This window comes from Burkholderia sp. AU38729 (assembly GCF_020419725.1).
Classification (GTDB): domain Bacteria; phylum Pseudomonadota; class Gammaproteobacteria; order Burkholderiales; family Burkholderiaceae; genus Burkholderia.
The window spans coordinates 182,165-206,868 of record NZ_JAIZQO010000014.1; the positions used below are offsets into that span (position 1 = coordinate 182,165).

The 24,704-nt window shown below is 65.6% G+C and carries 26 protein-coding genes and 1 pseudogene; 16 read left to right on the top strand and 11 right to left on the bottom strand.

Annotated elements, in window-relative coordinates:
- Positions 1 to 224 precede the first annotated feature (224 nt).
- The 9 genes from LGM56_RS31515 to LGM56_RS31555 all read left to right on the top strand — a co-directional run bounded on the left by LGM56_RS31515 (position 225) and on the right by LGM56_RS31555 (position 8,590).
- Entirely contained in the window at positions 225 to 599 is a 375-nt protein-coding gene (locus LGM56_RS31515; protein ID WP_012328660.1) for an Mth938-like domain-containing protein, read from the top strand.
- 124 nt (positions 600 to 723) lie between these two features.
- A complete protein-coding gene (locus tag LGM56_RS31520) occupies positions 724 to 2,400 on the top strand; it encodes a glycosyltransferase family 39 protein (protein ID WP_226207714.1) in 1,677 nt (558 codons plus the stop codon).
- A 13-nt stretch (positions 2,401 to 2,413) separates the two neighbouring features.
- Positions 2,414 to 2,785, top strand: coding sequence for an EamA family transporter (locus LGM56_RS31525; RefSeq protein ID WP_011352303.1), 372 nt, complete (start codon positions 2,414 to 2,416; stop codon positions 2,783 to 2,785).
- A gap of 133 nt (positions 2,786 to 2,918) precedes the next feature.
- The gene (locus LGM56_RS31530; RefSeq protein WP_226207715.1) at positions 2,919 to 4,070 is read left to right on the top strand and encodes a DegT/DnrJ/EryC1/StrS family aminotransferase; all 1,152 of its coding nucleotides are present in this window, start codon (positions 2,919 to 2,921) and stop codon (positions 4,068 to 4,070) included.
- A gap of 6 nt (positions 4,071 to 4,076) precedes the next feature.
- Positions 4,077 to 5,114, top strand: a complete 1,038-nt coding sequence (locus LGM56_RS31535; RefSeq protein WP_089456347.1) for a glycosyltransferase — start codon at positions 4,077 to 4,079, stop codon at positions 5,112 to 5,114.
- On the top strand, positions 5,111 to 6,058 hold the full coding sequence (locus LGM56_RS31540; RefSeq protein ID WP_226207716.1) for a formyltransferase: 948 nt from the start codon (positions 5,111 to 5,113) through the stop codon (positions 6,056 to 6,058). Before LGM56_RS31535 ends, LGM56_RS31540 begins: the two co-directional genes overlap by 4 nt.
- Positions 6,055 to 7,110 (top strand): bifunctional UDP-4-keto-pentose/UDP-xylose synthase, encoded by a 1,056-nt coding sequence (locus tag LGM56_RS31545; RefSeq protein WP_006482864.1) that lies wholly within the window; start codon positions 6,055 to 6,057, stop codon positions 7,108 to 7,110. Before LGM56_RS31540 ends, LGM56_RS31545 begins: the two co-directional genes overlap by 4 nt.
- A 13-nt stretch (positions 7,111 to 7,123) precedes the next feature.
- Positions 7,124 to 8,020 (top strand): polysaccharide deacetylase family protein, encoded by an 897-nt coding sequence (locus LGM56_RS31550; RefSeq protein WP_089456348.1) that lies wholly within the window; start codon positions 7,124 to 7,126, stop codon positions 8,018 to 8,020.
- 108 nt (positions 8,021 to 8,128) lie between these two features.
- Positions 8,129 to 8,590 (top strand): peroxiredoxin, encoded by a 462-nt coding sequence (locus tag LGM56_RS31555; protein WP_006756046.1) that lies wholly within the window; start codon positions 8,129 to 8,131, stop codon positions 8,588 to 8,590.
- Positions 8,591 to 8,782: 192 nt separating this feature from the next.
- Here the strand turns inward: LGM56_RS31555 and LGM56_RS36975 are convergent.
- Positions 8,783 to 9,027, bottom strand: a pseudogene (locus LGM56_RS36975) (hypothetical protein); the annotation flags it as partial.
- Here LGM56_RS36975 and LGM56_RS31560 point away from each other — a divergent pair.
- Both LGM56_RS31560 and LGM56_RS31565 read left to right on the top strand, forming a co-directional pair.
- The gene (locus tag LGM56_RS31560; RefSeq protein ID WP_089425590.1) at positions 8,923 to 10,725 is read left to right on the top strand and encodes a PhoH family protein; all 1,803 of its coding nucleotides are present in this window, start codon (positions 8,923 to 8,925) and stop codon (positions 10,723 to 10,725) included. The pseudogene LGM56_RS36975 and the gene LGM56_RS31560 sit on opposite strands and share 105 nt — an antisense overlap.
- 236 nt (positions 10,726 to 10,961) lie before the next feature.
- Complete coding sequence (locus LGM56_RS31565; protein WP_226207717.1) at positions 10,962 to 12,056, top strand: C40 family peptidase; 1,095 nt, start codon at positions 10,962 to 10,964, stop codon at positions 12,054 to 12,056.
- Positions 12,057 to 12,204: 148 nt separating this feature from the next.
- Here LGM56_RS31565 and LGM56_RS31570 read toward each other — a convergent pair whose 3' ends face one another.
- From LGM56_RS31570 to LGM56_RS31615, 10 genes are all read right to left on the bottom strand, one after another.
- The gene (locus tag LGM56_RS31570) at positions 12,205 to 13,215 is read right to left on the bottom strand and encodes an inorganic phosphate transporter (protein ID WP_089495013.1); all 1,011 of its coding nucleotides are present in this window, start codon (positions 13,213 to 13,215) and stop codon (positions 12,205 to 12,207) included.
- Between the two features lie 10 nt (positions 13,216 to 13,225).
- Entirely contained in the window at positions 13,226 to 13,852 is a 627-nt protein-coding gene (locus tag LGM56_RS31575) for a DUF47 domain-containing protein (protein ID WP_089495014.1), read from the bottom strand.
- A gap of 138 nt (positions 13,853 to 13,990) precedes the next feature.
- Positions 13,991 to 15,373, bottom strand: a complete 1,383-nt coding sequence (locus LGM56_RS31580) for a replicative DNA helicase (RefSeq protein ID WP_006486249.1) — start codon at positions 15,371 to 15,373, stop codon at positions 13,991 to 13,993.
- Between the two features lie 139 nt (positions 15,374 to 15,512).
- Positions 15,513 to 15,965, bottom strand: coding sequence for a 50S ribosomal protein L9 (rplI, locus tag LGM56_RS31585; RefSeq protein ID WP_021156519.1), 453 nt, complete (start codon positions 15,963 to 15,965; stop codon positions 15,513 to 15,515).
- A gap of 27 nt (positions 15,966 to 15,992) precedes the next feature.
- Positions 15,993 to 16,268, bottom strand: coding sequence for a 30S ribosomal protein S18 (gene rpsR / locus LGM56_RS31590; RefSeq protein WP_006486248.1), 276 nt, complete (start codon positions 16,266 to 16,268; stop codon positions 15,993 to 15,995).
- A 4-nt stretch (positions 16,269 to 16,272) separates the two neighbouring features.
- Positions 16,273 to 16,572, bottom strand: a complete 300-nt coding sequence (gene priB, locus LGM56_RS31595) for a primosomal replication protein N (protein WP_011657069.1) — start codon at positions 16,570 to 16,572, stop codon at positions 16,273 to 16,275.
- Between the two features lie 40 nt (positions 16,573 to 16,612).
- The gene (rpsF, locus tag LGM56_RS31600) at positions 16,613 to 16,987 is read right to left on the bottom strand and encodes a 30S ribosomal protein S6 (protein ID WP_006402295.1); all 375 of its coding nucleotides are present in this window, start codon (positions 16,985 to 16,987) and stop codon (positions 16,613 to 16,615) included.
- A 243-nt stretch (positions 16,988 to 17,230) separates the two neighbouring features.
- Complete coding sequence (locus LGM56_RS31605) at positions 17,231 to 18,121, bottom strand: anti-sigma factor family protein (RefSeq protein WP_226207718.1); 891 nt, start codon at positions 18,119 to 18,121, stop codon at positions 17,231 to 17,233.
- Positions 18,111 to 18,752 carry an RNA polymerase sigma factor gene (locus tag LGM56_RS31610; RefSeq protein ID WP_226207719.1) on the bottom strand — a complete coding sequence of 214 codons (642 nt, stop codon included), beginning with the start codon at positions 18,750 to 18,752 and terminating at the stop codon, positions 18,111 to 18,113. The genes LGM56_RS31605 and LGM56_RS31610 overlap by 11 nt, the downstream gene beginning before the upstream one ends.
- A gap of 177 nt (positions 18,753 to 18,929) precedes the next feature.
- Complete coding sequence (locus LGM56_RS31615) at positions 18,930 to 19,841, bottom strand: LysR family transcriptional regulator (protein WP_085039475.1); 912 nt, start codon at positions 19,839 to 19,841, stop codon at positions 18,930 to 18,932.
- Between the two features lie 172 nt (positions 19,842 to 20,013).
- On the opposite strand from LGM56_RS31615, the gene gcl reads away from it, so the two are divergent.
- From gcl to lysM, 5 genes are all read left to right on the top strand, one after another.
- A complete protein-coding gene (gene gcl, locus LGM56_RS31620) occupies positions 20,014 to 21,789 on the top strand; it encodes a glyoxylate carboligase (protein ID WP_226207720.1) in 1,776 nt (591 codons plus the stop codon).
- Between the two features lie 43 nt (positions 21,790 to 21,832).
- Positions 21,833 to 22,642: a hydroxypyruvate isomerase gene (gene hyi / locus LGM56_RS31625; RefSeq protein WP_011657073.1), complete on the top strand. Its 810-nt coding sequence runs from the start codon at positions 21,833 to 21,835 to the stop codon at positions 22,640 to 22,642.
- Between the two features lie 41 nt (positions 22,643 to 22,683).
- Positions 22,684 to 23,577, top strand: coding sequence for a 2-hydroxy-3-oxopropionate reductase (locus tag LGM56_RS31630; protein WP_089440271.1), 894 nt, complete (start codon positions 22,684 to 22,686; stop codon positions 23,575 to 23,577).
- Between the two features lie 328 nt (positions 23,578 to 23,905).
- Positions 23,906 to 24,031, top strand: coding sequence for a hypothetical protein (locus LGM56_RS36865; protein ID WP_256093589.1), 126 nt, complete (start codon positions 23,906 to 23,908; stop codon positions 24,029 to 24,031).
- A gap of 11 nt (positions 24,032 to 24,042) precedes the next feature.
- Complete coding sequence (gene lysM, locus LGM56_RS31635; RefSeq protein ID WP_226207721.1) at positions 24,043 to 24,513, top strand: peptidoglycan-binding protein LysM; 471 nt, start codon at positions 24,043 to 24,045, stop codon at positions 24,511 to 24,513.
- The last annotated feature ends 191 nt before the right edge of the window (positions 24,514 to 24,704 follow it).

Consider the following 24,704-nt stretch of genomic DNA (forward strand, 5'->3'; position numbering starts at 1 on the left):
AAGCGGGCGGTCGGGCGCGGCTTGTGGCGACGCGCGACGCAAGTGGCGCCCGGGGGCGACCAAAAAGTTATAATTTAGCGGATTTTGGCTGACTTTCGCAATGCACCATAGCCGCGCCGGGCCCGCGCCGTCAGGCGTCCCGCGTGCTCGGGCAAGCGAAACCGGCCATCCGGGCCCGTGTGGCCCTGCGATACATTCCCCCTACGGAACCGCGGAATACCGATTTGAAACTGCACCAGGACACGAGCGGCGCGCTCAACACCGTCACCGGCTACGGCCCCGATTATGTCGACGTCAATCTCGAACGCCATGAAACGAGCGTCATCGTGCTGCCCGGCGCGCCGGTCCAGGCATGGCCCGTGTCGTCGTTCGACGCGCTCGCGCCCGAGCATTTCGCGATGCTGCTCGACCCGACCCCCGAACTCGTGATCTTCGGCAGCGGCGCGCGGCTGCGCTTCCCGCACCCGCGGCTCGTCGCGGCACTCACGGCGAAGCGGATCGGCGTCGAGACGATGGATTTCCAGGCGGCCTGCCGCACCTACAACATCCTGATGGCCGAGGGCCGCAAAGTCGCCGCCGCGCTCTTAATTGAACGTTAATCCCGGATGCGGTAAAACTCGGGCCGGCGCAGCGGGTCGATCCCCCGGATCGGCCCGGCCAGGCCGCCCGCCCCCGGCGCAACCCGCCGGCGGCCCGTCACAACAACCAACAGGCTGAAAATCCATGAACGATACGCCGTCGAGGCTACCGCTCAATCGCATCACGCTCGTCCTCCTCGTCATCGCGCTCGCGATCGTCTGGTTCGCGCCGCTCGGGCTGCGCCACCTGATCCCGAGCGACGAAGGCCGCTATGCGGAAATGGCGCGCGAGATGTTCGTCACCGGCGACTGGATCACGCCGCGCTACAACGGCTACAAGTATTTCGAGAAGCCGCCGCTGCAGACCTGGCTGAACGCGCTCACGTTCGCGTGGTTCGGCATCGGCGAATGGCAGGCGCGCCTCTACACGGCCGTCGCGAGCTTCGCCGGCATCCTGCTGGTCGGCTACACCGGCGCGCGCCTGTTCAACCCGCTGTCGGGCTTCCTCGCCGCCGTCGTGCTCGCGTCGTCGCCGTACTGGAACCTGATGGGCCACTTCAACGCGCTCGACATGGGGCTCGCGTTCTGGATGGCGCTGTCGCTGTGCTCGCTGCTGCTCGCGCAGCGGCCCGGGCTGCGCCCGGCCGCGGCACGCGGCTGGATGTGGGCATGCTGGGCCGCGATGGCGTTCGCGGTGCTGTCGAAGGGCCTCGTCGGCCTGATCCTGCCCGGCGCCGTGCTCGTGCTCTATACGCTGATCGCGCGCGACTGGGCGCTGTGGAAGCGCCTGTACCTGGTGAGCGGCCTCGTGATCTTCTTCGCGATCGTCACGCCGTGGTTCGTGCTCGTCCAGCAGCGCAACCCCGAGTTCTTCAATTTCTTCTTCATCGTCCAGCAGTTCCGCCGGTACCTGACCCCGGAACAGAACCGCCCGGGCCCGCTCTACTACTTCGTGCCCGTGCTGCTGGTCGGCTTCCTGCCGTGGCTGTCGGTCGCGTGGCAGAGCATCCGCCATGCGCTGCGGATGCCGCGCCAGCCGAACGGCTTCTCGCCGATGCTCGTGTTGCTGATCTGGAGCGCATTCATCTTCGTGTTCTTCAGCGCGTCGCATTCGAAGCTGATCTCGTACGTGCTGCCGGTCGCGCCGGCGCTCGCGCTGATCATCGGCGCGTACCTGCCGCTGATCAGCGCCGACCGGTTCCGCCGCCACCTGCTCGGCTACCTCGTGTTCCTCGTCGTCGCGGCGTTCGGGATCATCTTCCTCGCGTACCAGGGCGATGCCCGTACGCCGAACGCGCTGTACCGCGCGTTCCAGATGTGGCTGTACGCGGGCCTCGCGGTCGCGGCCGCGCTGACCCTCGCGGCCGCATGGCTGAACCGCCGCGCGGGCGTGGCCGCCGCGCTCGCGGCCTTCGGCGCCGCCTGGCTCGCGTTCGGCACGATCGGCGGCACCGGTCACGACGAATTCGGCCGCTACAGCTCCGGCGCGCTGCTCGCGCCCACCGTGCGCGCCGAACTGGCGAAACTGCCGGCCGACACGCCGTTCTACTCGATCGAGATGCTCGATCACACGTTCCCGTTCTACATGGGCCACACGACGATCATGGTCCAGCGCCAGGACGAGCTCGCGTTCGGGATCTCGATGGAGCCGAACAAGTGGATTCCGACCGTCGACGAATGGATCACGCGCTGGAAGCAGGAAACCCATGCGCTCGCGATCATGCCGCCCGGCGAGTACGACACCCTGGTCAAGCAAGGCGTGCCGATGCGCGTGATTGCACGCGACAACCGCCGCGTGATCGTCGAGAAACCGCAATCGTAAGGACGCCCGCTGCATGAATCCCGTTTCGTTCGTCTGCATCATCACCGGCGTGATGCTCAACGCCTGTGCGCAACTTCTGCTGAAAGCCGGCGTCAACGCCGTTGGACACTTCGAATTCAGCCGTGCGAACATCATCCCGGTCGGCCTGAAGATCGCGACCCAATTGCCGATCATCGGCGGCCTCGGCTGCTACGTGCTGAGCGTCGTGGTCTGGATCGTCGGGCTGTCGCGGGTCGACGTGTCGATCGCGTACCCGATGCTGTCGCTCGGCTACGTCGTCAACGCATTCGCGGCCTGGTACCTGTTCGGCGAAGTGCTGTCGGTCCAGCGGCTCGTCGGCATCGGCATCATCCTGATCGGCGTGCTGGTGCTCGCGCGAAGCTGAGCCCGCCCGCCGCGCGCATTAAGCGTCTGCCTACAAAAAATCACGGTGCGATTGCGCCAACCGGTGTTTAATGCCGGTTTCGGCCGGGATCGCCCGACCCTTTTATTACACGCCATTACAGGCCAAAACGTACATGAGCCAGACTACCGCTCCGTTTCTGCCGTTCACCCGCCCCGAGATCGATGAGGAAACCATCCAGGGCGTCGTCGACGTGCTGCGCTCGGGCTGGATCACCACCGGCCCGCAGAGTCAGAAATTCGAAGCGGCGCTGTCCGAATACTGCGGCGGCCGTCCGGTCCGCGCGTTCAATTCGGGCACCTGCACGCTGGAAATCGGCCTGCGCATCGCGGGCGTCGGCCCCGGCGACGAAGTGATCACGACGCCGGCGTCGTGGGTCTCGACCAGCAACGTGATCCTCGAGACGGGCGCGACGCCCGTGTTCGCCGACATCGATCCCGTCACGCGCAACATCGACCTCGACAAGCTCGAGCAGGCGATCACGCCGCGCACGAAGGCGATCATCCCCGTGTTCCTGTCCGGCCTGCCGGTCGACATGGACCGCCTGTACGCCATTGCGCGCGCGCACAAGCTGCGCGTGATCGAGGATGCGGCGCAGGCGTTCGGCTCGACGTGGAACGGCAAGCGCATCGGCGCGATCGGCGACATCGTGTCGTTCAGCTTTCACGCGAACAAGAACCTGACGACGATCGAAGGCGGCGCACTCGTGCTGAACAACGAGGAAGAAGCGACGCTCGCGCAGAAGTACCGGCTGCAAGGCATCACGCGCACGGGCTTCGACGGGATGGACTGCGACGTGCTCGGCGGCAAGTACAACCTGACCGACGTCGCCGCGCGCGTCGGCCTCGGCCAGTTGCCGCACATCGAACGCTTCACCACGCAGCGCCGCGCGCTTGCGCGTGCCTACTTCGCCGCATTCGACGGCAGTGCGGCCGTGAAGCTCGGCGTCGGCCTGCCGATCGCCGAATTCGAGAACGGCAACTGGCACATGTTCCTGATTACGCTGCCGCTCGAGCGCCTGACGATCACCCGCGCCGAGTTCATGGCGCAGATGAAGGAACGCGGCATCGGCACGGGCATCCACTACCCGGCGATCCATCTTTTCACGCTGTACCGTGCACGCGGCTTCAAGGAGGGCATGTTCCCCCACGCCGAACGGTACGGCGCGTCGACCGTCACGCTGCCGCTCTTCACGCAGATGACGGAAGGCGACGTGCGTCGCGTGGTCGACGCCATCAACCAGATTTGCGAACAATACGGAAAATAAGCGTACATGAGTCACCTTGAAGCACGCGCCGGGCATCCGGCCGCCGGGCACCTGGACGCCGGCCGGCCCGAAGTATCGGTCATCATCCCCGTGTACAACGAGGAAGACGGCCTCGCTGCGCTGTTCGCGCGGCTGTATCCGGCGCTCGACGCACTCGACACGTCATACGAAGTGATCCTGATCAACGACGGCAGCCGCGACCGCTCGGCGGCGATGCTCGCCGATCAGTTCCACGTCCGTCCCGACACGACACGCGTCGTGCTGCTCAACGGCAACTACGGCCAGCACATGGCGATCCTCGCCGGCTTCGCGCAATCGCGCGGCGAGATCGTCATCACGCTCGACGCCGACCTGCAGAACCCGCCCGAGGAAATCGGCAAGCTGATCGCGAAGATGCGCGAGGGCTACGACTACGTCGGCTCGATCCGCAAGCAGCGCCAGGACAGCCTGTGGCGGCGCAAGGCGTCGCAGATGATGAACCGCCTGCGCGAGCGCATCACGCGCATCAAGATGACCGACCAGGGCTGCATGCTGCGCGCGTACAGCCGCCGCATCATCGACACGATCAACGTGTGCGGCGAAGTCAACACGTTCATCCCGGCCCTCGCGTACACGTTCGCGCAGAAACCGACCGAGATCGAGGTCGCGCACGAGGAGCGCTTCGCCGGCGAGTCGAAGTACTCGCTGTACAGCCTGATCCGGCTGAACTTCGACCTCGTGACGGGCTTCTCGGTCGTGCCGCTGCAGTGGCTGTCGTTCATCGGCGTGATCCTGTCGCTCGGCTCCGCCGCGCTGTTCGTGCTGCTGCTCGTGCGACGCTTCATCGTCGGCGCGGAAGTGCAAGGCGTGTTCACGCTGTTCGCCATCACGTTCTTCCTGCTCGGCGTGATCATCTTCGCGCTCGGCCTGCTCGGCGAATACGTCGGCCGCATCTACCAGCAGGTGCGTGCACGGCCGCGCTACCTGATCCAGGCCGTGCTCGAGCAGCACGACGGCGTGCCGCCGGTGCCGGCCGGCGCGAATCGCACGGGTGCCGCGCAATGAAGCCGCGCGCAGTCGTCTTCGCGTATCACAACGTCGGCGTGCGCTGCCTGCAGGTGCTGCTCGCGCGCGGTGTCGACGTCGCGCTCGTCGTCACGCACGAGGACAACCCGAACGAGAACATCTGGTTCGGCAGCGTCGCGTCCGTCGCGGCCGAGCACGGCATTCCGGTGCTCACGCCGGCCGATCCCGCCGATCCGGCGCTGCGCCGCGCGGTATCCGACGCGCAGCCGGACTTCATCTTCTCGTTCTACTACCGGCACATGCTGCCGGTGGACCTGCTCGCGATCGCGCCGAAGGGCGCGTACAACATGCACGGGTCGCTGCTGCCGAAATACCGGGGTCGGGTACCGACCAACTGGGCGGTGCTGAACGGCGAAACCGAAACCGGCGCGACGCTGCACGAGATGGCGGCGAAACCCGACGCCGGCGCGATCATCGGCCAGACCGCGGTGCCGATCCTGCCGGACGACACGGCCACGCAGGTGTTCGACAAGGTCACGGTAGCCGCCGAGCAGACGCTCTGGCGCGTGCTGCCCGCGCTGCTCGCGGGCGAGGCGCCGCACCTGCCGAACGATCTCTCGAGCGGCAGCTACTACGGCGGGCGCAAGCCCGAGGACGGCCGCGTCGACTGGTCGAAGCCGGCCGCGCAGGTCTACAACCTGGTGCGCGCGGTCGCGCCCCCGTATCCGGGCGCGTTCACGGACGTCGACGGCGCGCGTTTCGTGATCGCGCGCGCGCGCCTGGCGGCACCCGGCAGCGCGGCGGCCGCCGCGGCGGCAGATTTGCCGCCCGGCCTGCACGTAAGCGATAATGCGCTATTCGGCGTCTGCGGCGACAGCCGCGCCCTATCCATTCTCGAGCTGTGGCAGCAGCGCGACGGCAGCGAAACCGTCGTGACGCCTGCGGAATTCGCGCAGTTCATTCATTCTTCCCGTCATTCATGAAAGCAAAAAAAGTCCTGATCCTGGGTGTGAACGGCTTCATCGGCCATCACCTGTCGAAGCGCATTCTTGAAACCACCGATTGGGAAGTGTTCGGCATGGACATGCAGACCGATCGGCTGGGCGACCTCGTCAACCACGAGCGGATGCATTTCTTCGAAGGCGACATCACGATCAACAAGGAGTGGGTCGAGTATCACGTGAAGAAGTGCGACGTGATCCTGCCGCTCGTCGCGATCGCGACGCCCGCCACCTACGTCCAGCAGCCGCTGCGCGTGTTCGAACTCGACTTCGAGGCGAACCTGCCGATCGTGCGTTCGGCCGTCAAGTACGGCAAGCACCTCGTGTTCCCGTCGACCTCCGAGGTCTACGGCATGTGCTCGGACGAGCAGTTCGACCCGGATGCATCGGCCCTCACCTACGGCCCGATCAACAAGCCGCGCTGGATCTACGCGTGCTCGAAGCAGCTGATGGACCGCGTGATCTGGGGCTACGGGATGGAAGGCCTGAACTTCACGCTGTTCCGTCCGTTCAACTGGATCGGCCCGGGCCTCGACTCGATCTACACGCCGAAGGAAGGCAGCTCGCGCGTGGTCACGCAGTTCCTCGGCCACATCGTGCGCGGCGAGAACATCAGCCTCGTCGACGGCGGCTCGCAGAAGCGCGCGTTCACCGACATCGGCGACGGCATCAGCGCGCTGATGAAGATCATCGAGAACAAGGACGGCGTCGCGTCGGGCAAGATCTACAACATCGGGAATCCGAAGAACAACTTCTCGGTTCGCGAACTCGCGCACAAGATGCTCGAACTGGCGGCGGAATTCCCCGAGTACGCCGATTCGGCCAAGCAGGTGAAGCTCGTCGAGACGACGTCCGGCGCCTACTACGGCAACGGCTACCAGGACGTGCAGAACCGCGTGCCGAAGATCGACAACACGATGCAGGAACTCGGCTGGGCGCCGCAAGCGACGTTCGACGACGCGCTGCGCAACATCTTCGAAGCGTATCGCGGTCACGTCGCCGACGCACGCGCGCTCGTCGAACAGCAAGGCTGATCGGGACGTTCGCTTGGCTCGCATCGTCCTCAAGATCGACGTCGACACGCTGCGCGGCACGCGCGAAGGCGTGCCGAACCTCGCGCGCATCTTCGACCGCTTCAATGCGCGCGCGACCTTCCTCTTCAGCCTCGGGCCCGATCACACGGGCTGGGCGCTGCGGCGCGTGTTCCGCCCCGGCTTCCTGAAGAAAGTGTCGCGCACGTCGGTGGTCGAACACTACGGCGTGAAGCAGCTGATGTACGGCGTGCTGCTGCCGGGCCCCGATATCGGCCGCCGTGCAATCGCCGACATGCGTGCGATCCACGAGGCCGGTTTCGAATGCGGGATCCACACGTGGGATCACGTGTACTGGCAGGACAACGTCCGCGCGCGCGATCGCGACTGGACCGCGCGTGAAATGCAGAAGAGTCACGCGCGCTTCATCGAGGTCTTCGGCGCGCCGCCCGTCACGCACGGCGCGGCCGGCTGGCAGATGAACGATTCCGCGTTCGAGCAGATCGACGCATGGGGGATGCGCTACGCCTCCGACGGCCGCGGCCATTCGCCGTACCTGCCCGTCGTCAACGGCCGCACGCTGTCGCACGTGCAGATGCCCACCACGTTGCCGACGCTCGACGAAGTGCTCGGCATCGACGGCATCGACACGCACAACGTCGCCGCGCACATCCTCAAGTTCACCGAAACCAATCCGCACGACCAGGTGTTCACGCTGCATGCGGAACTGGAAGGCCAGAAGCTCGCGCCCGTGTTCGAGCAACTGCTCGCCGGCTGGCGCGCGCAAGGCCACACGTTCGCGACGATGGGCGACTACCACGCGACGCTGGACCGCGACTCGCTGCCATCGTACCCTGTCACGTGGGGCGAAATCCCCGGCCGCTCCGGCGAACTGATTGTCCAGCCCGACTGAGTTCGCACGAGCCGGCGTCGCCCGCTGCGCCCTTGCGGCGCGCGGCCGCGACGCCCCGCCATACCGCGCCGCGGCAGCGGCGCCTTTCCATAACAACAGGAGAAACACGTGTCCGTCGAAGTTGACCGTCAAGTTCCCGATTTCACCGCACCGGCCACGGGCGGCGACATTTCGCTGTCCGACCTGAAGGGCAAGAAACTCGTGCTGTACTTCTATCCGAAGGACAACACGCCGGGCTGCACGACCGAAGGGCTGCAGTTCCGCGATCTCTATCCGAAGTTCAAGAAAGCCGGTGCGGAAGTCATCGGCGTGTCGCGCGACAGCCTGCGCTCGCATGACAATTTCAAGGCAAAGCTCGAACTGCCGTTCCCGCTGATTTCCGATGCCGACGAAGCGCTGTGCGCGCTGTTCGATGTCATCAAGATGAAGAAAATGTATGGCAAGGAAGTGCGCGGAATCGAGCGCTCCACGTTCCTGATCGACGCCGACGGCGTGCTTCGCCAGGCATGGCGCGGCATCAAGGTACCGGGTCATGTGGACGACGTGCTAAGTGCTGTACAAGCGCTTTGAGGCGCGTTATATTGGGCCGCAATGAATGCCAGTTCGCCCCATATTTCTCGTAGCTGCGCCGGTGCTCGTTGCGATGCTTGCCGGCACCTGACGCGCATTACGACCGTATCAGCCAAGCCGCATGCCTCTATCGACGAGGCAGCGGCTTTTTTTATGGATTGCGCGCCGGGCCTCGGTCCGGCCCTCACCGCGTCAAGGAGCTGATCGACACTTAGGCGAACCGGCTAGACGAACTTCCTGTGCGCCACCGCGCGCAAACTGCATGCGTCTACGTCACGCAGGATGCGATCAGCGGCGCACGCCATGCGACACGATTCCTCCCGAGGGACACCATGCCTTTGCCTACTCCCCCCAGCAAGCTCGGCAGCCTGCTGCCGCCCGACGAATACAAGGCGAAAGCGCGGCCCGCTAAAGCCGCGAAGAAATCCGCCGAAGGGGACGCATCCACAGCCGGTGACTTTGGTCCGGCGAGCGTGGCCCAACCGATGACCGAAGCCGCGAACACGGCCGCGCCTTTGCGCGCCGTCGCGTCTTCGGCGCAAGATGCCGCGAGCGCACCCGCTCGCGGCCGCAAGACCAAACAGACGGCGGCCCTGCTGCAGCCGATGCCGGCGCCCGCCGAACCCGCGGCGCCCGTCGTTGCACGCAACGACAAACCGGCTGCCGACAAACCGGCCGCCGCACCGGCGCGCGATACCGGCGCCGCGACGAAGTCACGCAGCCGCAAGCCCGCCGAAGCCGAACTGCAGAAACTGTTCGTGCTCGACACCAACGTGCTGATGCACGACCCGAGCAGCCTCTTCCGCTTCGAGGAACACGACGTCTATCTGCCGATGATGACGCTCGAGGAACTCGACAACCACAAGAAGGGGATGTCCGAAGTCGCGCGCAACGCACGCCAGGTCAGCCGCACGCTCGACGCGCTCGTCGCCGATGCCGGCCCGATCACGGCCGGCATCCCGCTGTCGCGCCTCGGCAGCCGCGAGGCGCTCGGCCGCCTGTACTTCCAGACGAAGCTGGCGGACATCGCGCCCGTCGAAGGCTTGCCCGAAGGCAAGGCCGACAACCAGATCCTCGGCGTCGTGCGCGCGCTGCAACGCGACCGCCCCGATCGCCAGGTCGTGCTGGTGTCGAAAGACATCAACATGCGGATCAAGGCGCACGCGCTCAGCCTGCCCGCGGAAGACTACTTCAACGACCAGGTGCTCGAGGATAAAGACCTCCTGTACAACGGCGTGCGCGAACTGCCGCAGGACTTCTGGACCAAGCATGCGAAGGGCATGGAGAGCTGGCAGGACACGAAGACGGGCACCACGTACTACCGCGTGACCGGCCCGCTCGTCGCGTCGATGCTCGTCAACGAGTTCGTCTATCTCGAGCCGCAGAACGGCGAGCCGACGTTCCATGCGATCGTCCGCGAGCTGAACGGCAAGACGGCGCTGCTGCAGACGCTGCGCGACTACAGCCACCACAAGAACAACGTGTGGGGCATCACCGCGCGCAATCGCGAGCAGAACTTCGCGCTGAACCTGCTGATGAACCCCGAGATCGACTTCGTCACGCTGCTCGGCCAGGCCGGCACCGGCAAGACGCTCGTCGCGCTCGCGGCCGGCCTCGCGCAGGTGCTCGACGACAAGCGCTACAACGAGATCATCGTGACGCGCGCGACCGTGCCGGTCGGCGAGGACATCGGTTTCCTGCCGGGCACCGAGGAAGAGAAGATGCAACCGTGGATGGGTGCATTCGACGACAACCTCGAAGTGCTGCAGAAGACCGACGACGCGGCCGGAGAATGGGGCCGTGCCGCGACGCAGGAACTGATCCGTTCGCGCCTGAAGGTGAAGAGCATGAACTTCATGCGCGGCCGTACGTTCGTCGACAAGTACCTGATCATCGACGAGGCGCAGAACCTGACGCCGAAGCAGATGAAGACGCTCGTCACGCGCGCCGGCCCGGGCACGAAGATCGTGTGCCTCGGCAACATCGCGCAGATCGACACGCCTTACCTGACCGAAGGCAGCTCGGGCCTCACGTACGTCGTCGACCGCTTCAAGGGCTGGGGCCACAGCGGCCACGTGACGCTCGCGCGCGGTGAACGCTCGCGGCTCGCCGACTACGCGTCGGACATCCTGTAACGCGGCCAGCCGGCCGATCGGCCGGCTGTCGACGCCTCGCGGCGCTCCTCTCAGGAGCGCCGTTTTTATTTGGGGTCGAAGACGTAAGTAACGCTTCGTCACGCAACAACGCAGTTTACGCGCGAAACTTCAAGTAAATTCTTAGGAATGGTTGCTTAAGCCCCGTCGGAGCGTCTACCATCGGGTCTGTCTGTTGTCATACGATTCGCGAGCGCGCCGCGCTCGCCTGCCTCGCCATGCTTCGAATTTGGGTCCCCGTCGCCGTCGTTTCCCTGCTTGCGGCCTGCTCCAGCGTGCCGCCGCAGTCGGCATCGCGCTCCGATTCGGGCATGAGGATCACGACGCCGCGCGCATTCCCCGCCCCCGCCAATTTCCCGAAATTCGTCGATCACAGCGTCGGCCAGGAAGAAATCTCGATCCAGGCGATGAGCCTCGTCGGCGTCCCGTATCGCTGGGGCGGCAACACGCCGACGAGCGGCTTCGACTGCAGCGGGCTCGTGCGCTACGTGATCGGCCGGGCGGCCGACGTGAACCTGCCCCGCACGACGGCCGATATGAGCGGCCGCGGCGTGTCGATCGAGCCCGACCAGATCGCGCCGGGCGACCTGATCTTCTTCAATACGACCGGACGGCCGCATTCGCACGTCGGCATCTATGTCGGCAAGCTGCGCTTCGTCAACGCACCGTCGACGGGCGGCACCGTGCGGCTCGACTACCTGACGAACCCGTACTGGGCCAAGCGTTTCGACGGCATTCGCCGCGTCGCGCCGCCACGCGGGGCGCCAACGCCGTTCGATGCACCGACCTACGAGGCGAAGCGCGACGAGCCGCGCAGCGCGCCGGCGGCCGCACCGGCCCCGGTGGTCGTGACTGCCGCCGCGCCGCGGCCGCCTGCCTATGCGTCGTCGCAAGCGAGAACCGCGCAGGCGCCTGCGCCCGCGCCGGTTATCGCTGCCGCGCCGGTCGTGACGACCGCCGCAGCCGCACCCGCGGCCCCGGCCGCCGATCCGTACGAACCGCCGCCACCGCGCAGGCAGGCCGCGCAGCAACAGGCAACGTCAGTGAATGATGGGATGACCGCGATGACGGCCAATGCAGCGCCTGCCGCCCCGGTCGAGTCCGGCACGCAGATTCCGACGACGGCGCTCACGGCCGCCCAGGCCGCCGCATTCGATGCCGAACCGCCGCCTGCCGCTGCGCCGGCATCTCCGCGCAGTATCGAGCCCCCACCTGTGCAGGTATGGCGCGCATCGACGCAATCCGCGCCCGTCAGCCCGCGCACCAGTACGGCAGACGATCCGATCGCGCGGTTTGCGAACGGAAGCTACTGACCGGTTGCCCGAACCTCGACAGTCAATCACATTGGCGGTATCTGCCGCCACCCCGCCCGTTCCGCCGCGAACTCCCCGTTCCAAAAGAAAATGCGCCGCAGCCTTTCGGCTGGCGGCGCATCGGATGTCGATCCGGCTACGTCGGCGATCAGAAGATCTGGTGCCCGAGCCACCATCCGCCGGCCGCGAACAACGCAGCCGCGGGCAGCGTCAGCACCCATGCCCACACGATGTTGCCGGCCACGCCCCAGCGCACGGCCGACAGCTTCTGCGTCGCGCCGACACCGACGATCGCGCCGGTGATCGTATGCGTGGTCGACACCGGAATGCCGAGGAACGACGCAAGGAACAGCGTCATCGCGCCACCCGTTTCCGCACAGAAACCGCCGACCGGCTTGAGCTTCGTGATCTTCTGGCCCATCGTGCGCACGATGCGCCAGCCGCCGAACAGCGTGCCGAGGCCCATCGACAGGTAGCACGCGCCGATCACCCACGCCGGCGGCGCATCGGCGGTCGCCGACGCATAGCCCGACGCGATCAGCAGCATCCAGATGATGCCGATCGTCTTCTGCGCGTCGTTGCCGCCGTGGCCGAGGCTGTACAGCCCGGCCGACAGCAGCTGCAGCCGACGGAAGCGCCGGTCGACCTTGCTGGGCGCGGTGCGGAAATACAGCCACGACACCCCGAGCATGAACAGCGAACCGAGGATGAAGCCGAGCAGCGGCGAGATGAAGATGAACGCGATCGTCTTCAGCAGCCCGTCGATGTTCAGCGAGCTCCAGCCCGACTTGGCGAGCGCCGCGCCGACGAGGCCGCCGATCAGCGCGTGCGACGAGCTCGACGGAATCCCGTAGTACCACGTGATCACGTTCCAGCCGATCGCACCGACCAGCGCGCCGAAGATGACGTAGTGGTCGACGATCTCGGGGTCGATCGTGCCTTTACCGACGGTCTGGGCGACTTTCAGGTGGAAGATGAAGTACGCGATCACGTTGAACGCGGCCGCGAACACGACGGCCTGCTGGGGCTTCAGCACCCCGGTCGACACGACGGTGGCGATCGAGTTCGCCGCGTCGTGAAAGCCGTTCATGAAGTCGAATATGAGCGCGACGAGCACGAGTGCCGCGACCATCCATAGGGCGAGTTGTATCGAATGCATCGTGGTCCGCTCAGGCGTTTTCCAGCACGATGCCTTCGATGATGTTCGCGACGTCCTCGCACTTGTCGGTGATCTCTTCGAGCAGCTCGTAGATCGCCTTCAGCTTGATGAGCGTCTTCACGTCGTCTTCCTCGCGGAACAGCTTCGACATTGCGGCGCGCAACACGCGATCGGCTTCCGACTCCCAGCGGTCGATCTCCTCGCACTGCTTGAGGATCTGCGCCGACTGCTTCATGTCGGACAGCAATCCGACTGCCTGTTGCACGTGCTGGGCCGACTGCGTGACGATGTGCGCGAGCTGGCTCGCTTCCGACGTGACGGAACGTACGTCGTACAGCGACACGGCCGTCGCGACGTCTTCCATCAGGTCGAGGATGTCGTCCATCGTCGTGATCAGCTTGTGGATCTCGTCGCGATCGAGCGGCGTGATGAACGTCTTGTGCAGCAGATCGATCGCCTCGTGCGTAAGCTTGTCGGCGGCCTTCTCGGCGGTTTGCACGTTTTGCTTGTGAATCTCGGCATCGGCGAGATTGTCGATCAGCAGTTCGAGTTCGCGCCCGCCGGCAACGATGTGCTTCGCGTGCGCGTTGAAGAGTTCAAAGAACTTGCCCTCGGTGGGCATGAATCGACCGAACATGGGATTCCTGAGAGATTGTCAAACTACTGTCACGAAAACGGGCGGTATTGTACCGTTTCCGGTCGCGCCGCGCCGCGCGCATGTGCGCACGGCGGGATTGGATACAACGTTTGGCGATTTAGGACTTTACAACCGGCGTTACTCGCCGTAGAAGGTCTGCGCTCCAGCAAAGTTGTCGAACTTCGTGTATTGCCCCAGGAACGTGAGCCGAACGGGGCCGATCGGACCGTTACGCTGCTTGCCGATGATGATTTCGGCCGTACCCTTGTCGGGGCTGTCCGGGTTGTAGACTTCGTCACGGTAGATGAACAGGATCACGTCCGCGTCCTGTTCGATTGCGCCCGATTCGCGCAAATCCGACATCACCGGGCGCTTGTTCGGGCGTTGTTCGAGGCCGCGGTTCAGCTGCGACAGCGCGATCACCGGCACGTCGAGTTCCTTCGCGAGGCTCTTCAGCGATCGCGAGATTTCCGAGATTTCGGTCGCGCGGTTCTCGCCCTGCGACGAACCCGACATCAGCTGCAGGTAGTCGACGATGATCAGGCCAAGCTTGCCGCATTGCCGCGCCAGCCGCCGCGCGCGCGAGCGCAATTCCATCGGGTTCAGGCCGCCGGTTTCGTCGATGAAGAGCTGTGCCTCGCTCATCTTCTGCACCGCGTGCGTCAGTTTCGGCCAATCCTCGTCCGTCAGGCGGCCCGTGCGCATCCGGTGCTGGTCGAGCCGGCCGATCGAGCCGAGCATCCGCATCACGAGCTGGGTACCCGGCATTTCCATCGAGAACACTGCGACCGGCAGCCCGTACTCGACCGCGACGTATTCGCCGATGTTCATCGAGAAGGCCGTTTTACCCATCGAGGGTCTTCCGGCAACGATGATCAGTTCACCGCCGTGCATCCCGGACGTCATCCGGTCGAGGTCGACGAAGCCCGTCGGCGTGCCCGTGACGTCGCTCGGGTTCGCCGTGTGGTACAGCGTATCGATGCGCTCGACGACCTGCGTGAGCAGCGGGCCGATCTCGAGAAAGCCCTGGTTGCCGCGCGCGCCCTCTTCGGCAATCGAGAACACCTTCGACTCGGCCTCGTCGAGCAGCTGGCGGACTTCCTTGCCCTGCGGGTTGAACGCATCGGCCGAGATTTCGTCGGCAACCGACACGAGCCGGCGCAGCACCGCGCGGTCGCGCACGATTTCCGCATAGCGGCGGATGTTCGCCGCGCTCGGCGTGTTCTGTGCGAGCGCGTTCAGGTAGGCCAGCCCGCCGACGTCGTCGGCCTTGCCGGACGTGGTCAGCGCTTCGTACACGGTCACGACGTCGGCCGGGCGCGTCGACGCGATCAGGCGGCCGATGTGCTCGTAGATGATCCGGTGGTCGTAGCGGTAGAAATCGCCCTGCGAAAGGAAGTCGGCAATCCGGTCCCAGGCCGCGTTGTCGAGCAACAGGCCGCCGAGCACCGACTGCTCGGCTTCGACCGAATGCGGCGGGACTTTCAGCGATTCGATTTGAGGATCTTGCGGCGCGTTCATGGGTTGGGATTATCGCGAATTACACAGGGCGGCGCCATACCGGCCACCGGCGAACGAGCAATAAAAAAGGCAGGCCCCGGTTGCCCGGGCGCCTGCCCTTGTCCGGACGGCGGAAGCCGCCCGGAAAGCTTGCGTACGCTTACGCGTGGTCGCCGATCACGTTGATCGTGACGTCGACGACGACGTCCGTATGCAGCGCGACCTGGACGTTGTGCTCGCCGATCATCTTCAGCGGGCCTTCCGGCATGCGAACTTGCAGCTTCTCGACTTCGAAACCTGCCTTCTTCAACAGTTCCGCGACGTCGCCGTTCGTGACCGAGCCGAACAGACGGCCGTCAACGCCCGACTTCTGCGTGATTTCGAACGACTGGCCGTTCAGCTTCTCGCCGACTGCCTGCGATGCCGCCAGCTTTTCAGCGGCGATCTTTTCGAGTTCAGCGCGGCGAACTTCGAATTCGGCGATCGCTTCCTTCGTTGCACGGCGAGCCTTGCGGTTCGGGATCAGGAAGTTGCGAGCGTAACCGTCCTTGACCTTGACGATGTCGCCGAGGTTACCCAGATTGGCGACTTTTTCCAACAGAATGATTTGCATTCGAATTCTCCTTATTGCGTCGCCTGATTACGCCTTGTGCTGATCGGTGTACGGCAGCAGCGCGAGGAAACGCGCACGCTTGATGGCCGTATCCAGCTGACGCTGATAGTGCGCCTTCGTACCCGTCAGACGAGCCGGCGTGATCTTGCCGTTTTCGCCGATGAAGTCCTTCAGCGTTTCCGTGTCCTTGTAGTCGATCTGCTCGACGCCTGCAGCCGTGAAACGGCAGAACTTCTTGCGCTTGAAGAGCGGGTTTTGTTGCTGACGACGCTTGTCGAATTTCTTACCAGTCGGGCGGGGCATGATTTCAGTCCTTTCCAATGTCCTGCAATGCTGTGATGTGAAACACCAAGGTTCTCGCGTTGCGACTTTTCTTTGCCAGGAAGCCCGTGAACAGCGTTTCGACGCCCATTTCACGACTCTCCAGCCTGCCGCTCGCCTCACCGGCCGCCACCGCCTCGATCGTCATTTCGACCTGACGGGGAATGCCTGCTTCGACGACTTCCGTGCGGTGATGCAATGTGGCGCTTGCGATCGGAACACCTGCCGGCGTATATCGCACCGGTGCGCGTTCGACGACGCTTGCCGTCAATTGCAACCTGTTCACGTGAGTGACGCGCTCCTTGATGGCTTAATGAATGACGAACTTAAGCCTGCGCTTCGGTCGGCTGAGCTGCAGCCGCCTTCTTGGCTTCTTCGCGCTGAACTTCCTTCATCATCGGCGACGGGCCGGTTTCGGCCTTCTTCATCTTGACGATGAGGTGGCGCAGCACGGCGTCGTTGAACTTGAACGCGTGTTCGAGTTCGTCGAGCGTCGTCTGGTCGCACTCGATGTTCATGCAGACGTAGTGAGCCTTCGCGAGTTTCTCGATCATGTAGGCCAGTTGGCGACGGCCCCAGTCTTCGACGCGGTGGATCTGACCGCCGTGCGACGTGATCGTGGTCTTGTAACGCTCGATCATCGCGGGCACTTGCTCGCTCTGATCGGGGTGCACGATGAATACGATTTCGTAATGACGCATTACACACTCCTTGTGGATTAAAGCCACCCGGGCGTCTGAACCGGTGTGGCAAGTGAGAAGCCGAAGATTCTAACCCGGATACGGGGCGCATGCAAGGCCAATCGACGATTCGCGCGCGGATTCGGCCATGTTTTCAAAGACTTGAGGGGGCGAACCCGGGCAGGTCGGGCGCTCTTGGGCGCATTTCCCGGTCAGGGTCGGAACAGAAACGCGCGACAGGCGGCAGGCCGCAGCCCGCCGCCGTCACTCGGTGCGTGTCACGCCGAGTCGCGCATCGAGCGCGGTCCTGAACGCCGCGAGCGCCGACGGTTCGGCGTCGGTCACGGCCCACCAGGTCATGCCGGCCGCCTCCCAGCGGTCGAGCGCATAGCCTTGCGACACGGTCGTGTACGGCGCCCCCGGCCCCTCCCCGGCCGGCCGCACGTAGACGTCGATCACGTGCTGCCGGTGACGGTAGACGAGCACCGCGACGCGGCGCCGCCCGACGTAGTCGAGCCGGCCGCCGACCAGCGCGAAGCCGTCCGCCGCGAGATCCTCGACCGGCGGCGCATAGTCGATCCGGCCGTTGAACCACGGCTTGACCGTGTGCCGGTCGGTCGAGATCACGTCGATGTCCCGCGCCGACAGGTCGGCCCGCACGTGGCTCGACACGAGTTCGTCGACCGTGCGGTCGGTGTCGGCGTGGCGGGCGGACAACGTCATCCCGCCCGCCGCGGCAAGCGCCACCAGCAGCGCGACGCCCCAGCCGAGGCCGGGCAGCGCGGCCACGCGCGGCCCCATGCCGGCCGAGGCCGGGCGCGCCGCCCCGCCTTGATCCGTCAGCCACGAAAACCAGCGGCGGCCACGCGGACGCGGCTGCGGCGTTGACCGCGGTTCGGGCTGCGGCTGCGCCTGCTCGCGCACGGGCGCATCGGCCGCCGCCGGCAGGCTCGCGAGAATGCTGGCCCGCAATGCATCCGGCGCACGATGGTAGTCGGCCTGGCGCACGGCCTGCACCAGCGCGACGATCCGCGCGCGTTCGCGGCGGCACGCTTCGCATCCTTCGACATGCTGCTGGACCCGCAACGCATCGGGCGCCGACAGCTCGCGGTCGACGTCCGCGTCCAGCAACGCTCGCGCTTCGTTACAGTCCATCGATAGCCTCCGATGCGGTTCCGCCAGCCGGCGTACGGCCCTGCCTGCCTTCGGCCGCCGGTGCGGGCTCGCCGCGCAGCAGCGCGGCGAGCTTGCGCCGGCCGCGTGCGAGCCGCGACATCACGGTGCCGACCGGCACGTCCGCGATCGCCGCGATCTCGCGGTAGCTCAGGTCCTCCATCTCGCGCAGCACGAGCACCTCGCGGTATTCGGGCGCCAGCTTCGCGAGCGCTTCGTTCACGAGCCGCACGTTCTCGCCGCGCAGCAGGTGCGCGAGCGGATCGTCGGTCGCGGGTTGCCAGTCGTCGGGCACGTCGGTGTCGTCGAGCGTGTCGGGCAGCGCAACCTCGTGCGCATGCGTGCGGCGCCGCCATTCCGTGTACCAGGTGTGGCGCACGATCGTCAGCAGCCACGGCCGGGCGTTGTCGCCGCGACACGAATCGACGAAGCGCAGTGCGCGCATGCACGCGTCCTGGACGACGTCGTCCGCATCGCCGGCGTTGCCGCTCAGCCAGCGCGCGAGGTTGTACGCGGCGTCGAGATGCGGCAGCACGAGCGCACGAAACCGCTCGCCGCGCGCCACCGCGTCGTCCGCCGACCGCTCTTCGATCGCCTGTCCGGCTTGCCCCACATGGCCTCCCTGGTCCCGGCGGCCGAAGCCGCGCCCGTTCCGAGCACGGCGCCCGGACAGACTGGCAACGTGCACGCTTGATGACCTTACCGTCGTTGCGTCGAGTTTATTCCCGCGCCGCGCGCCCGAAGCGTAAAAAATCGCCGGACAGCCCTGCGGCCGGGCCGCCCGCGCCGGTTACGGCGTGGTGCTCCAGTAGCCCGGACTCGCGTAAGCGGCGCGCAGGTAGTCGATGAAGTAGCGCACGCGCGCCGGCACGTAGCGCTGCTGCGGGTAGACCGCGAGGATGTCGTAGTCGGGCAACGCATATTCGTCGAGCACGGTTTCAAGCTCGCCCGTCTCGAGCTGGGCGGCGATCTCCCAAGTGGAGCGCCAGCCGAGCCCGAGACCTTCGGCCACCCAGCGGTGCAGCAGCTCGCCGTCGTTGCAGTCGAGATTGCCCGCCACGCGCATCGTCGCGATCTTGCCGTGGCGCTGGAAATACCAGCCGCGGTTCTGCCCGCCCTGCAGGTTGAACGCCAGGCAGTTGTGCTTGAGCAGGTCGTCGAGCGACTTCGGCCGGCCGTGCCGGCGGAAATACTCGGGCGTGCCGCACACGACACGCCGGTTCGACGCGAGCTTCACCGCGACGAAGTTCGGATCGACGGCCCCACCGATCCGGATCGACAGGTCATAGCCTTCGCGCACGAGATCGACGACGCGGTCGGTCAGGTTGAACGACAGCTGCATCTCGGGCTTGTCGGCCAGAAAGCCGGGGGCGTGCGGCGCGACGTGCTTGCGCCCGAATGCGGCCGGCGCGGACACGATCAGGTGGCCGCTGACCGCGCGCCGCCCGGCGGCCAGCTCGTTCTCGGCCTGGTCCCATTCGGACAGAAGGCCGCGACAACGCTCGAGGAACGCGGCGCCCTCCTCGCTGACCACCAGCCGCCGCGTCGAGCGGTACATCAGCTTCACGCCGAGACGCTTTTCGAGCGCGTCGATGCGCCGCCCGAGCACCACCGGCGACACGCCCTCCTCGAGCGCCGCCGCCGCGAGGCTGCCGGCATCGGCCACCCGCACGAACGTCTCGATCTGCTTGAAGCGATCCATCTCCCGTCTCCGTCTCTGCGGCGGCACCGGCGGAAAGCCCCGCCCGGCCGTCATTCCATACTTTTAGTTTCGAAAAAAGCGACTTCGGCTGATCTTATCAAACCTTTCCTGCATCCCTAAAGTGTCCCCAACAGACCCATTTGCAAGATCCACCCCATTCAAGGAGACATTCATGGCCAAGATGAGAGCCGTCGACGCAGCTGTGCTCGTGCTCGAGAAAGAAGGCATCCAGACCGCGTTCGGCGTGCCGGGCGCAGCGATCAACCCGTTCTACTCGGCCATGCGCAAGTCGGGTGGCATCAGCCACGTACTGGCACGCCACGTCGAAGGCGCGTCGCACATGGCCGAAGGCTTCACGCGTGCGGCCCCGGGCAACATCGGCGTGTGCATCGGCACGTCGGGCCCCGCCGGCACCGACATGATCACCGGTCTCTATTCCGCTTCCGCCGACTCGATTCCGATCCTCGCGATCACCGGGCAGGCACCGCGTGCCCGCCTGTACAAGGAAGACTTCCAGGCCGTCGACATCGAATCGATCGCGAAGCCCGTCACGAAGTGGGCCGTCACCGTGCGCGAGCCGGCGCTCGTGCCGCGCGTGTTCCAGCAGGCGTTCCACCTGATGCGCTCGGGCCGTCCGGGCCCGGTGCTGGTCGACCTGCCGATCGACGTGCAACTCGCCGAAATCGAATTCGACATCGACACGTACGAACCGCTGCCGGTCTACAAGCCCGCGGCCACCCGCGCGCAGATCGAGAAGGCGCTCGCGATGCTCAACGACGCGGACAAGCCGCTGATCGTGTCGGGCGGCGGCGTGCTCAACGCAGCGGCGGAAGACCTGCTCGTCCAGTTCGCCGAAACGATCGGCGTGCCGGTGATCCCGACGCTGATGTCGTGGGGCGCGATTGCCGACGACCACCCGCTGATGGCCGGCATGGTCGGCCTGCAGACGTCGCACCGCTACGGCAACGCCACGATGCTCGCGTCCGACTTCGTGCTCGGCATCGGCAACCGCTGGGCGAACCGCCACACGGGCAGCGTCGAGGTCTATACGAAGGGCCGCAAGTTCGTGCACGTCGACATCGAGCCGACGCAGATCGGCCGCGTGTTCGGCCCGGACCTCGGCATCGTGTCGGACGCGAAGGCCGCGCTGGAACTGTTCGTCGCCGTCGCACGGGAATGGAAGGCCGCCGGCAAGCTGAAGGACCGCAGCGCCTGGGTCGCGGAATGCCAGGAACGCAAGCGCACGCTGCAGCGCAAGACGCACTTCGACAACGTGCCGGTCAAGCCGCAGCGCGTGTACGAAGAGATGAACAAGGTGTTCGGCCGCGATACGTGCTACGTCAGCACGATCGGCCTGTCGCAGATCGCCGCCGCGCAGTTCCTGCACGTGTTCAAGGCACGTAACTGGATCAACTGCGGCCAGGCCGGCCCGCTTGGCTGGACGATTCCCGCCGCGCTCGGCGTGCGGGCAGCGGACCCGAGCCGCCCGATCGTCGCGCTGTCCGGCGACTACGACTTCCAGTTCATGATCGAGGAACTGGCCGCCGGCGCGCAATTCAAGCTGCCGTACGTGCACGTCGTCGTGAACAACTCGTACCTCGGGCTGATCCGCCAGGCGCAGCGCGCGTTCGACATGGACTACTGCGTGCAGCTCGCGTTCGACAACGTGAATGCGCCGGAACTGAACGGCTATGGCGTCGACCACGTGGCCGTCGCGGAAGGCCTCGGCTGCAAGGCGCTGCGCGTGTTCAAGCCGGAAGAGATCGAGCCGGCGCTGCGCCAGGCGCAAACGCTCGCGGAAGAGTTCAGCGTGCCGGTGGTCGTGGAAGTGATCCTCGAGCGCGTGACGAACATCTCGATGGGCACCGAAATCGACGCGATCAACGAATTCGAGGATCTCGCCGAAAAGGCCGAGCACGCACCGACCGCGATCTCGATGCTCGACTGAACCGCACGACATTTTTGACTGACCGACCGAAGAGGCTTAGCTCATGCCGAAGTTTGCTGCAAACCTGACCATGCTGTTCAACGAAGTGCCGTTCCTCGACCGCTTCAAGGCGGCCGCCGACGCGGGCTTCGACGCCGTCGAGTTCCTGTTCCCGTATCCGTACGCGAAAGAGGAACTCGCCGAGCGGCTCGAGACGCATCGCCTGCGCCTCGTGCTGCACAACCTGCCCGCCGGCAACTGGGACCAGGGCGAGCGCGGCATCGCGTGCCTGCCCGATCGCGTCGGCGAATTCCAGGAAGGGGTCGGCCGTGCGATCGAGTACGCGAAGGCGCTGAAGGTGCCGCAGCTGAACTGCCTCGTCGGCATCCCGTCGGCCAGCACGGCGCGCGACAAGACGTTCGTCACGATCGTCGACAACCTGCGCTTTGCCGCCGATGCGTTGAAGCGCGAAGGCATCCGCCTGCTCGTCGAGCCGTGCAACAGCTTCGACATCCCGGGCTTCGCGCTGAACCGCTCGTCGGAAGGGCTCGACGTGATCCGCGCGGTCGGCTCGGACAATCTGTTCCTGCAGTACGACATCTATCACATGCAACGCATGGAAGGCGAACTGGCCGCGACGATCGAACGCAACCTCGCATCGATCGGCCACGTCCAACTCGCGGACAACCCGGGCCGCAACGAGCCGGGCACGGGCGAGATCAACTACGCGTTCCTGTTCGCGCTGCTCGACCGGCTCGGCTATGCCGGCTACGTCGGCTGCGAATACAAGCCCCGCACCACCACGACGGAAGGCCTCGGCTGGCTGCAAAGCGTCGCCGGCTGCGCACCGGGCTCGGCGCGTCGCGCCGCCTGAGATCCGCCCTTTCCGTTTTCAGCCCTATAGGAGACTTTCACATGGCAACCATCGGTTTCATCGGCCTCGGCATCATGGGCGCGCACATGGCGCGCAACCTGCTCAAGGGCGACCACCAGCTCGTCGTGAACGGCGCGTTCCCGATCCCGGACGACCTGCGCACGAGCGCGAAGGTCGTCGCGAACTCGACCGAAGTCGCGAAGAACGCGGACATCATCATCTCGATGGTGCCGGATACGCCGGACGTGCGTAACGTGCTGTTCGCCGACGACGGCGTCGCGAAGGGCCTCTCGGCCGGCAAGCTCGTGATCGACATGAGCTCGATCTCGCCGCTCGACACGCAGGAATTCGCGAAGCAGATCAACGCACTCGGCTGCGACTACCTCGACGCGCCGGTGTCCGGCGGCGAAGTCGGCGCACGCGAAGCGACGCTGACGATCATGGTCGGCGGCCCGGAGGCGGCATTCGAACGCGCCAGGCCGCTGTTCGAGAAGATGGGCAAGAACATCACGCTCGTCGGCGACAACGGCGCGGGCCAGACCTGCAAGGTCGCGAACCAGATCATCGTCGCGCTGAACATCGAGGCGGTCGGCGAAGCGCTGCTGTTCGCCGCTCGTTCGGGCGCCGATCCGGAGCGTGTGCGCCAGGCGCTGATGGGTGGCTTCGCCGCGTCGCGCATCCTCGAAGTGCACGGCGCGCGGATGACGAAGCGCACGTTCGATCCGGGCTTCCGCATCGAGCTGCACCAGAAGGACCTGAACCTCGCGCTCGACGGCGCACGCAAGCTCGGCCTCGCGCTGCCGCATACCGCGAGCGCGCAGCAACTGTTCAGCGTGTGTGCGTCGCACGGCGGCAAGGCCTGGGATCACTCGGCGCTCGTGCGCGCGCTCGAGATCATGTCGAACTTCGAGATCGGCCAGACGCCGGCCGCGTAACACGGCTGCAACGATGCGCGTTTCCGCTGCGATGGCGGACGCGCGCGACAGACACACGTGACCGGCACGGCCGGTCGCATCGATGCGCGAAGCGCCACGCACTCGCGCATCACGGTGGGGCGCCCCGCCCTGCACTGCCGATGGCATGCGGGACGGGGCGAAAAACGCCGCTCTGGGCTGAGAGCGGCGTGGTGGGGTCCGCAGCGGCACCCGGCGACGCCGGGGAAGCCTTGGTCGGTCAGACGTCGTCGTCGGGTGTCCGCCTGTCGGATTTCGCGTATTACATTTCTTTACGTTCAAGCGTGCGATTTTTCATGCAATCGTCGTCATGAACGCCTACACTTTCGCCACGCCTTTCGAGAAAACCGCCGCGCTAGCGTTCACCTCCGGTGACCGCGCCCAGCGCGGTGTTTTTTTCGCCACTTCACGGCGCGTTTTCTTTTCAACCACCTAAGGAGTGCAACGATGGGTCTTCTTTCGTTTATCAAAGAGGCGGGTGAAAAACTGCTGGGTCATGCCGATGTGCAAGCCGCGGAAGATCCGAATGCTGCAAACCAGACCGCGGCCGATGCCATCAAGAACTACATCAACACGCAAGGTCTCGACACGTCGAACCTGACCGTGGCGTTCGACGGCGCCTCGCGCACCGTGACGCTGTCGGGCAGCGTCGCCGACCTCGACACGAAGGCCAAGGTCAAGGTCGCGGCCGGCAACGTGCAAGGCGTCGCGGGCGTCAACGACGACGATCTGCAGCCGGACGATCCGGAAGTGCAGTACCACGACGTGAAGCCGGGCGACACGCTGTCGGCGATCGCCAAGGAAGTCTACGGCGACGCGAACAAGTACCCGGTGATCTTCGAGGCGAACAAGCCGATGCTGTCGAGCCCGGACCGGATCTACCCGGGCCAGAAGCTCGTGATTCCGCCGCAGTCCTGAGCATTGTTGCCGGACTGACGGACGCTAAAAAGGCAGGCCGATGGCCTGCCTTTTTTCATGATGATGACCCGTCCTGAAATAGGTTGACACTTTTTCGCTGACGCGAAGAGGTGCCAAATGGAGCAAGGGATCAAGCGGACGCAGCGGGACTACAGTCTGGCTTTTAAGCTGTCGGTGGTGGCCCAGGTCGA

Bases quoted from the DNA above. Each gene is read 5' to 3' on its own strand.
- rpsF (WP_006402295.1), bottom strand. From the start codon at position 16,987: ATGCGTCATTACGAAATCGTATTCATCGTGCACCCCGATCAGAGCGAG.
- LGM56_RS31580 (WP_006486249.1), bottom strand. From the start codon at position 15,373: ATGAACGCGCCGCAAGATCCTCAAATCGAATCGCTGAAAGTCCCGCCG.
- rpsR (WP_006486248.1), bottom strand. From the start codon at position 16,268: ATGCCCCGCCCGACTGGTAAGAAATTCGACAAGCGTCGTCAGCAACAA.
- LGM56_RS31615 (WP_085039475.1), bottom strand. From the start codon at position 19,841: ATGGATCGCTTCAAGCAGATCGAGACGTTCGTGCGGGTGGCCGATGCC.
- hyi (WP_011657073.1), top strand. From the start codon at position 21,833: ATGCCGAAGTTTGCTGCAAACCTGACCATGCTGTTCAACGAAGTGCCG.
- LGM56_RS31570 (WP_089495013.1), bottom strand. From the start codon at position 13,215: ATGCATTCGATACAACTCGCCCTATGGATGGTCGCGGCACTCGTGCTC.
- LGM56_RS31535 (WP_089456347.1), top strand. From the start codon at position 4,077: ATGAGTCACCTTGAAGCACGCGCCGGGCATCCGGCCGCCGGGCACCTG.
- LGM56_RS31630 (WP_089440271.1), top strand. From the start codon at position 22,684: ATGGCAACCATCGGTTTCATCGGCCTCGGCATCATGGGCGCGCACATG.
- LGM56_RS31575 (WP_089495014.1), bottom strand. From the start codon at position 13,852: ATGTTCGGTCGATTCATGCCCACCGAGGGCAAGTTCTTTGAACTCTTC.
- lysM (WP_226207721.1), top strand. From the start codon at position 24,043: ATGGGTCTTCTTTCGTTTATCAAAGAGGCGGGTGAAAAACTGCTGGGT.
- LGM56_RS31540 (WP_226207716.1), top strand. From the start codon at position 5,111: ATGAAGCCGCGCGCAGTCGTCTTCGCGTATCACAACGTCGGCGTGCGC.
- LGM56_RS31560 (WP_089425590.1), top strand. From the start codon at position 8,923: ATGCCTTTGCCTACTCCCCCCAGCAAGCTCGGCAGCCTGCTGCCGCCC.
- rplI (WP_021156519.1), bottom strand. From the start codon at position 15,965: ATGCAAATCATTCTGTTGGAAAAAGTCGCCAATCTGGGTAACCTCGGC.
- LGM56_RS36865 (WP_256093589.1), top strand. From the start codon at position 23,906: ATGAACGCCTACACTTTCGCCACGCCTTTCGAGAAAACCGCCGCGCTA.
- LGM56_RS31605 (WP_226207718.1), bottom strand. From the start codon at position 18,121: ATGGACTGTAACGAAGCGCGAGCGTTGCTGGACGCGGACGTCGACCGC.
- LGM56_RS31530 (WP_226207715.1), top strand. From the start codon at position 2,919: ATGAGCCAGACTACCGCTCCGTTTCTGCCGTTCACCCGCCCCGAGATC.
- LGM56_RS31525 (WP_011352303.1), top strand. From the start codon at position 2,414: ATGAATCCCGTTTCGTTCGTCTGCATCATCACCGGCGTGATGCTCAAC.
- gcl (WP_226207720.1), top strand. From the start codon at position 20,014: ATGGCCAAGATGAGAGCCGTCGACGCAGCTGTGCTCGTGCTCGAGAAA.
- LGM56_RS31565 (WP_226207717.1), top strand. From the start codon at position 10,962: ATGCTTCGAATTTGGGTCCCCGTCGCCGTCGTTTCCCTGCTTGCGGCC.
- LGM56_RS31545 (WP_006482864.1), top strand. From the start codon at position 6,055: ATGAAAGCAAAAAAAGTCCTGATCCTGGGTGTGAACGGCTTCATCGGC.
- LGM56_RS31520 (WP_226207714.1), top strand. From the start codon at position 724: ATGAACGATACGCCGTCGAGGCTACCGCTCAATCGCATCACGCTCGTC.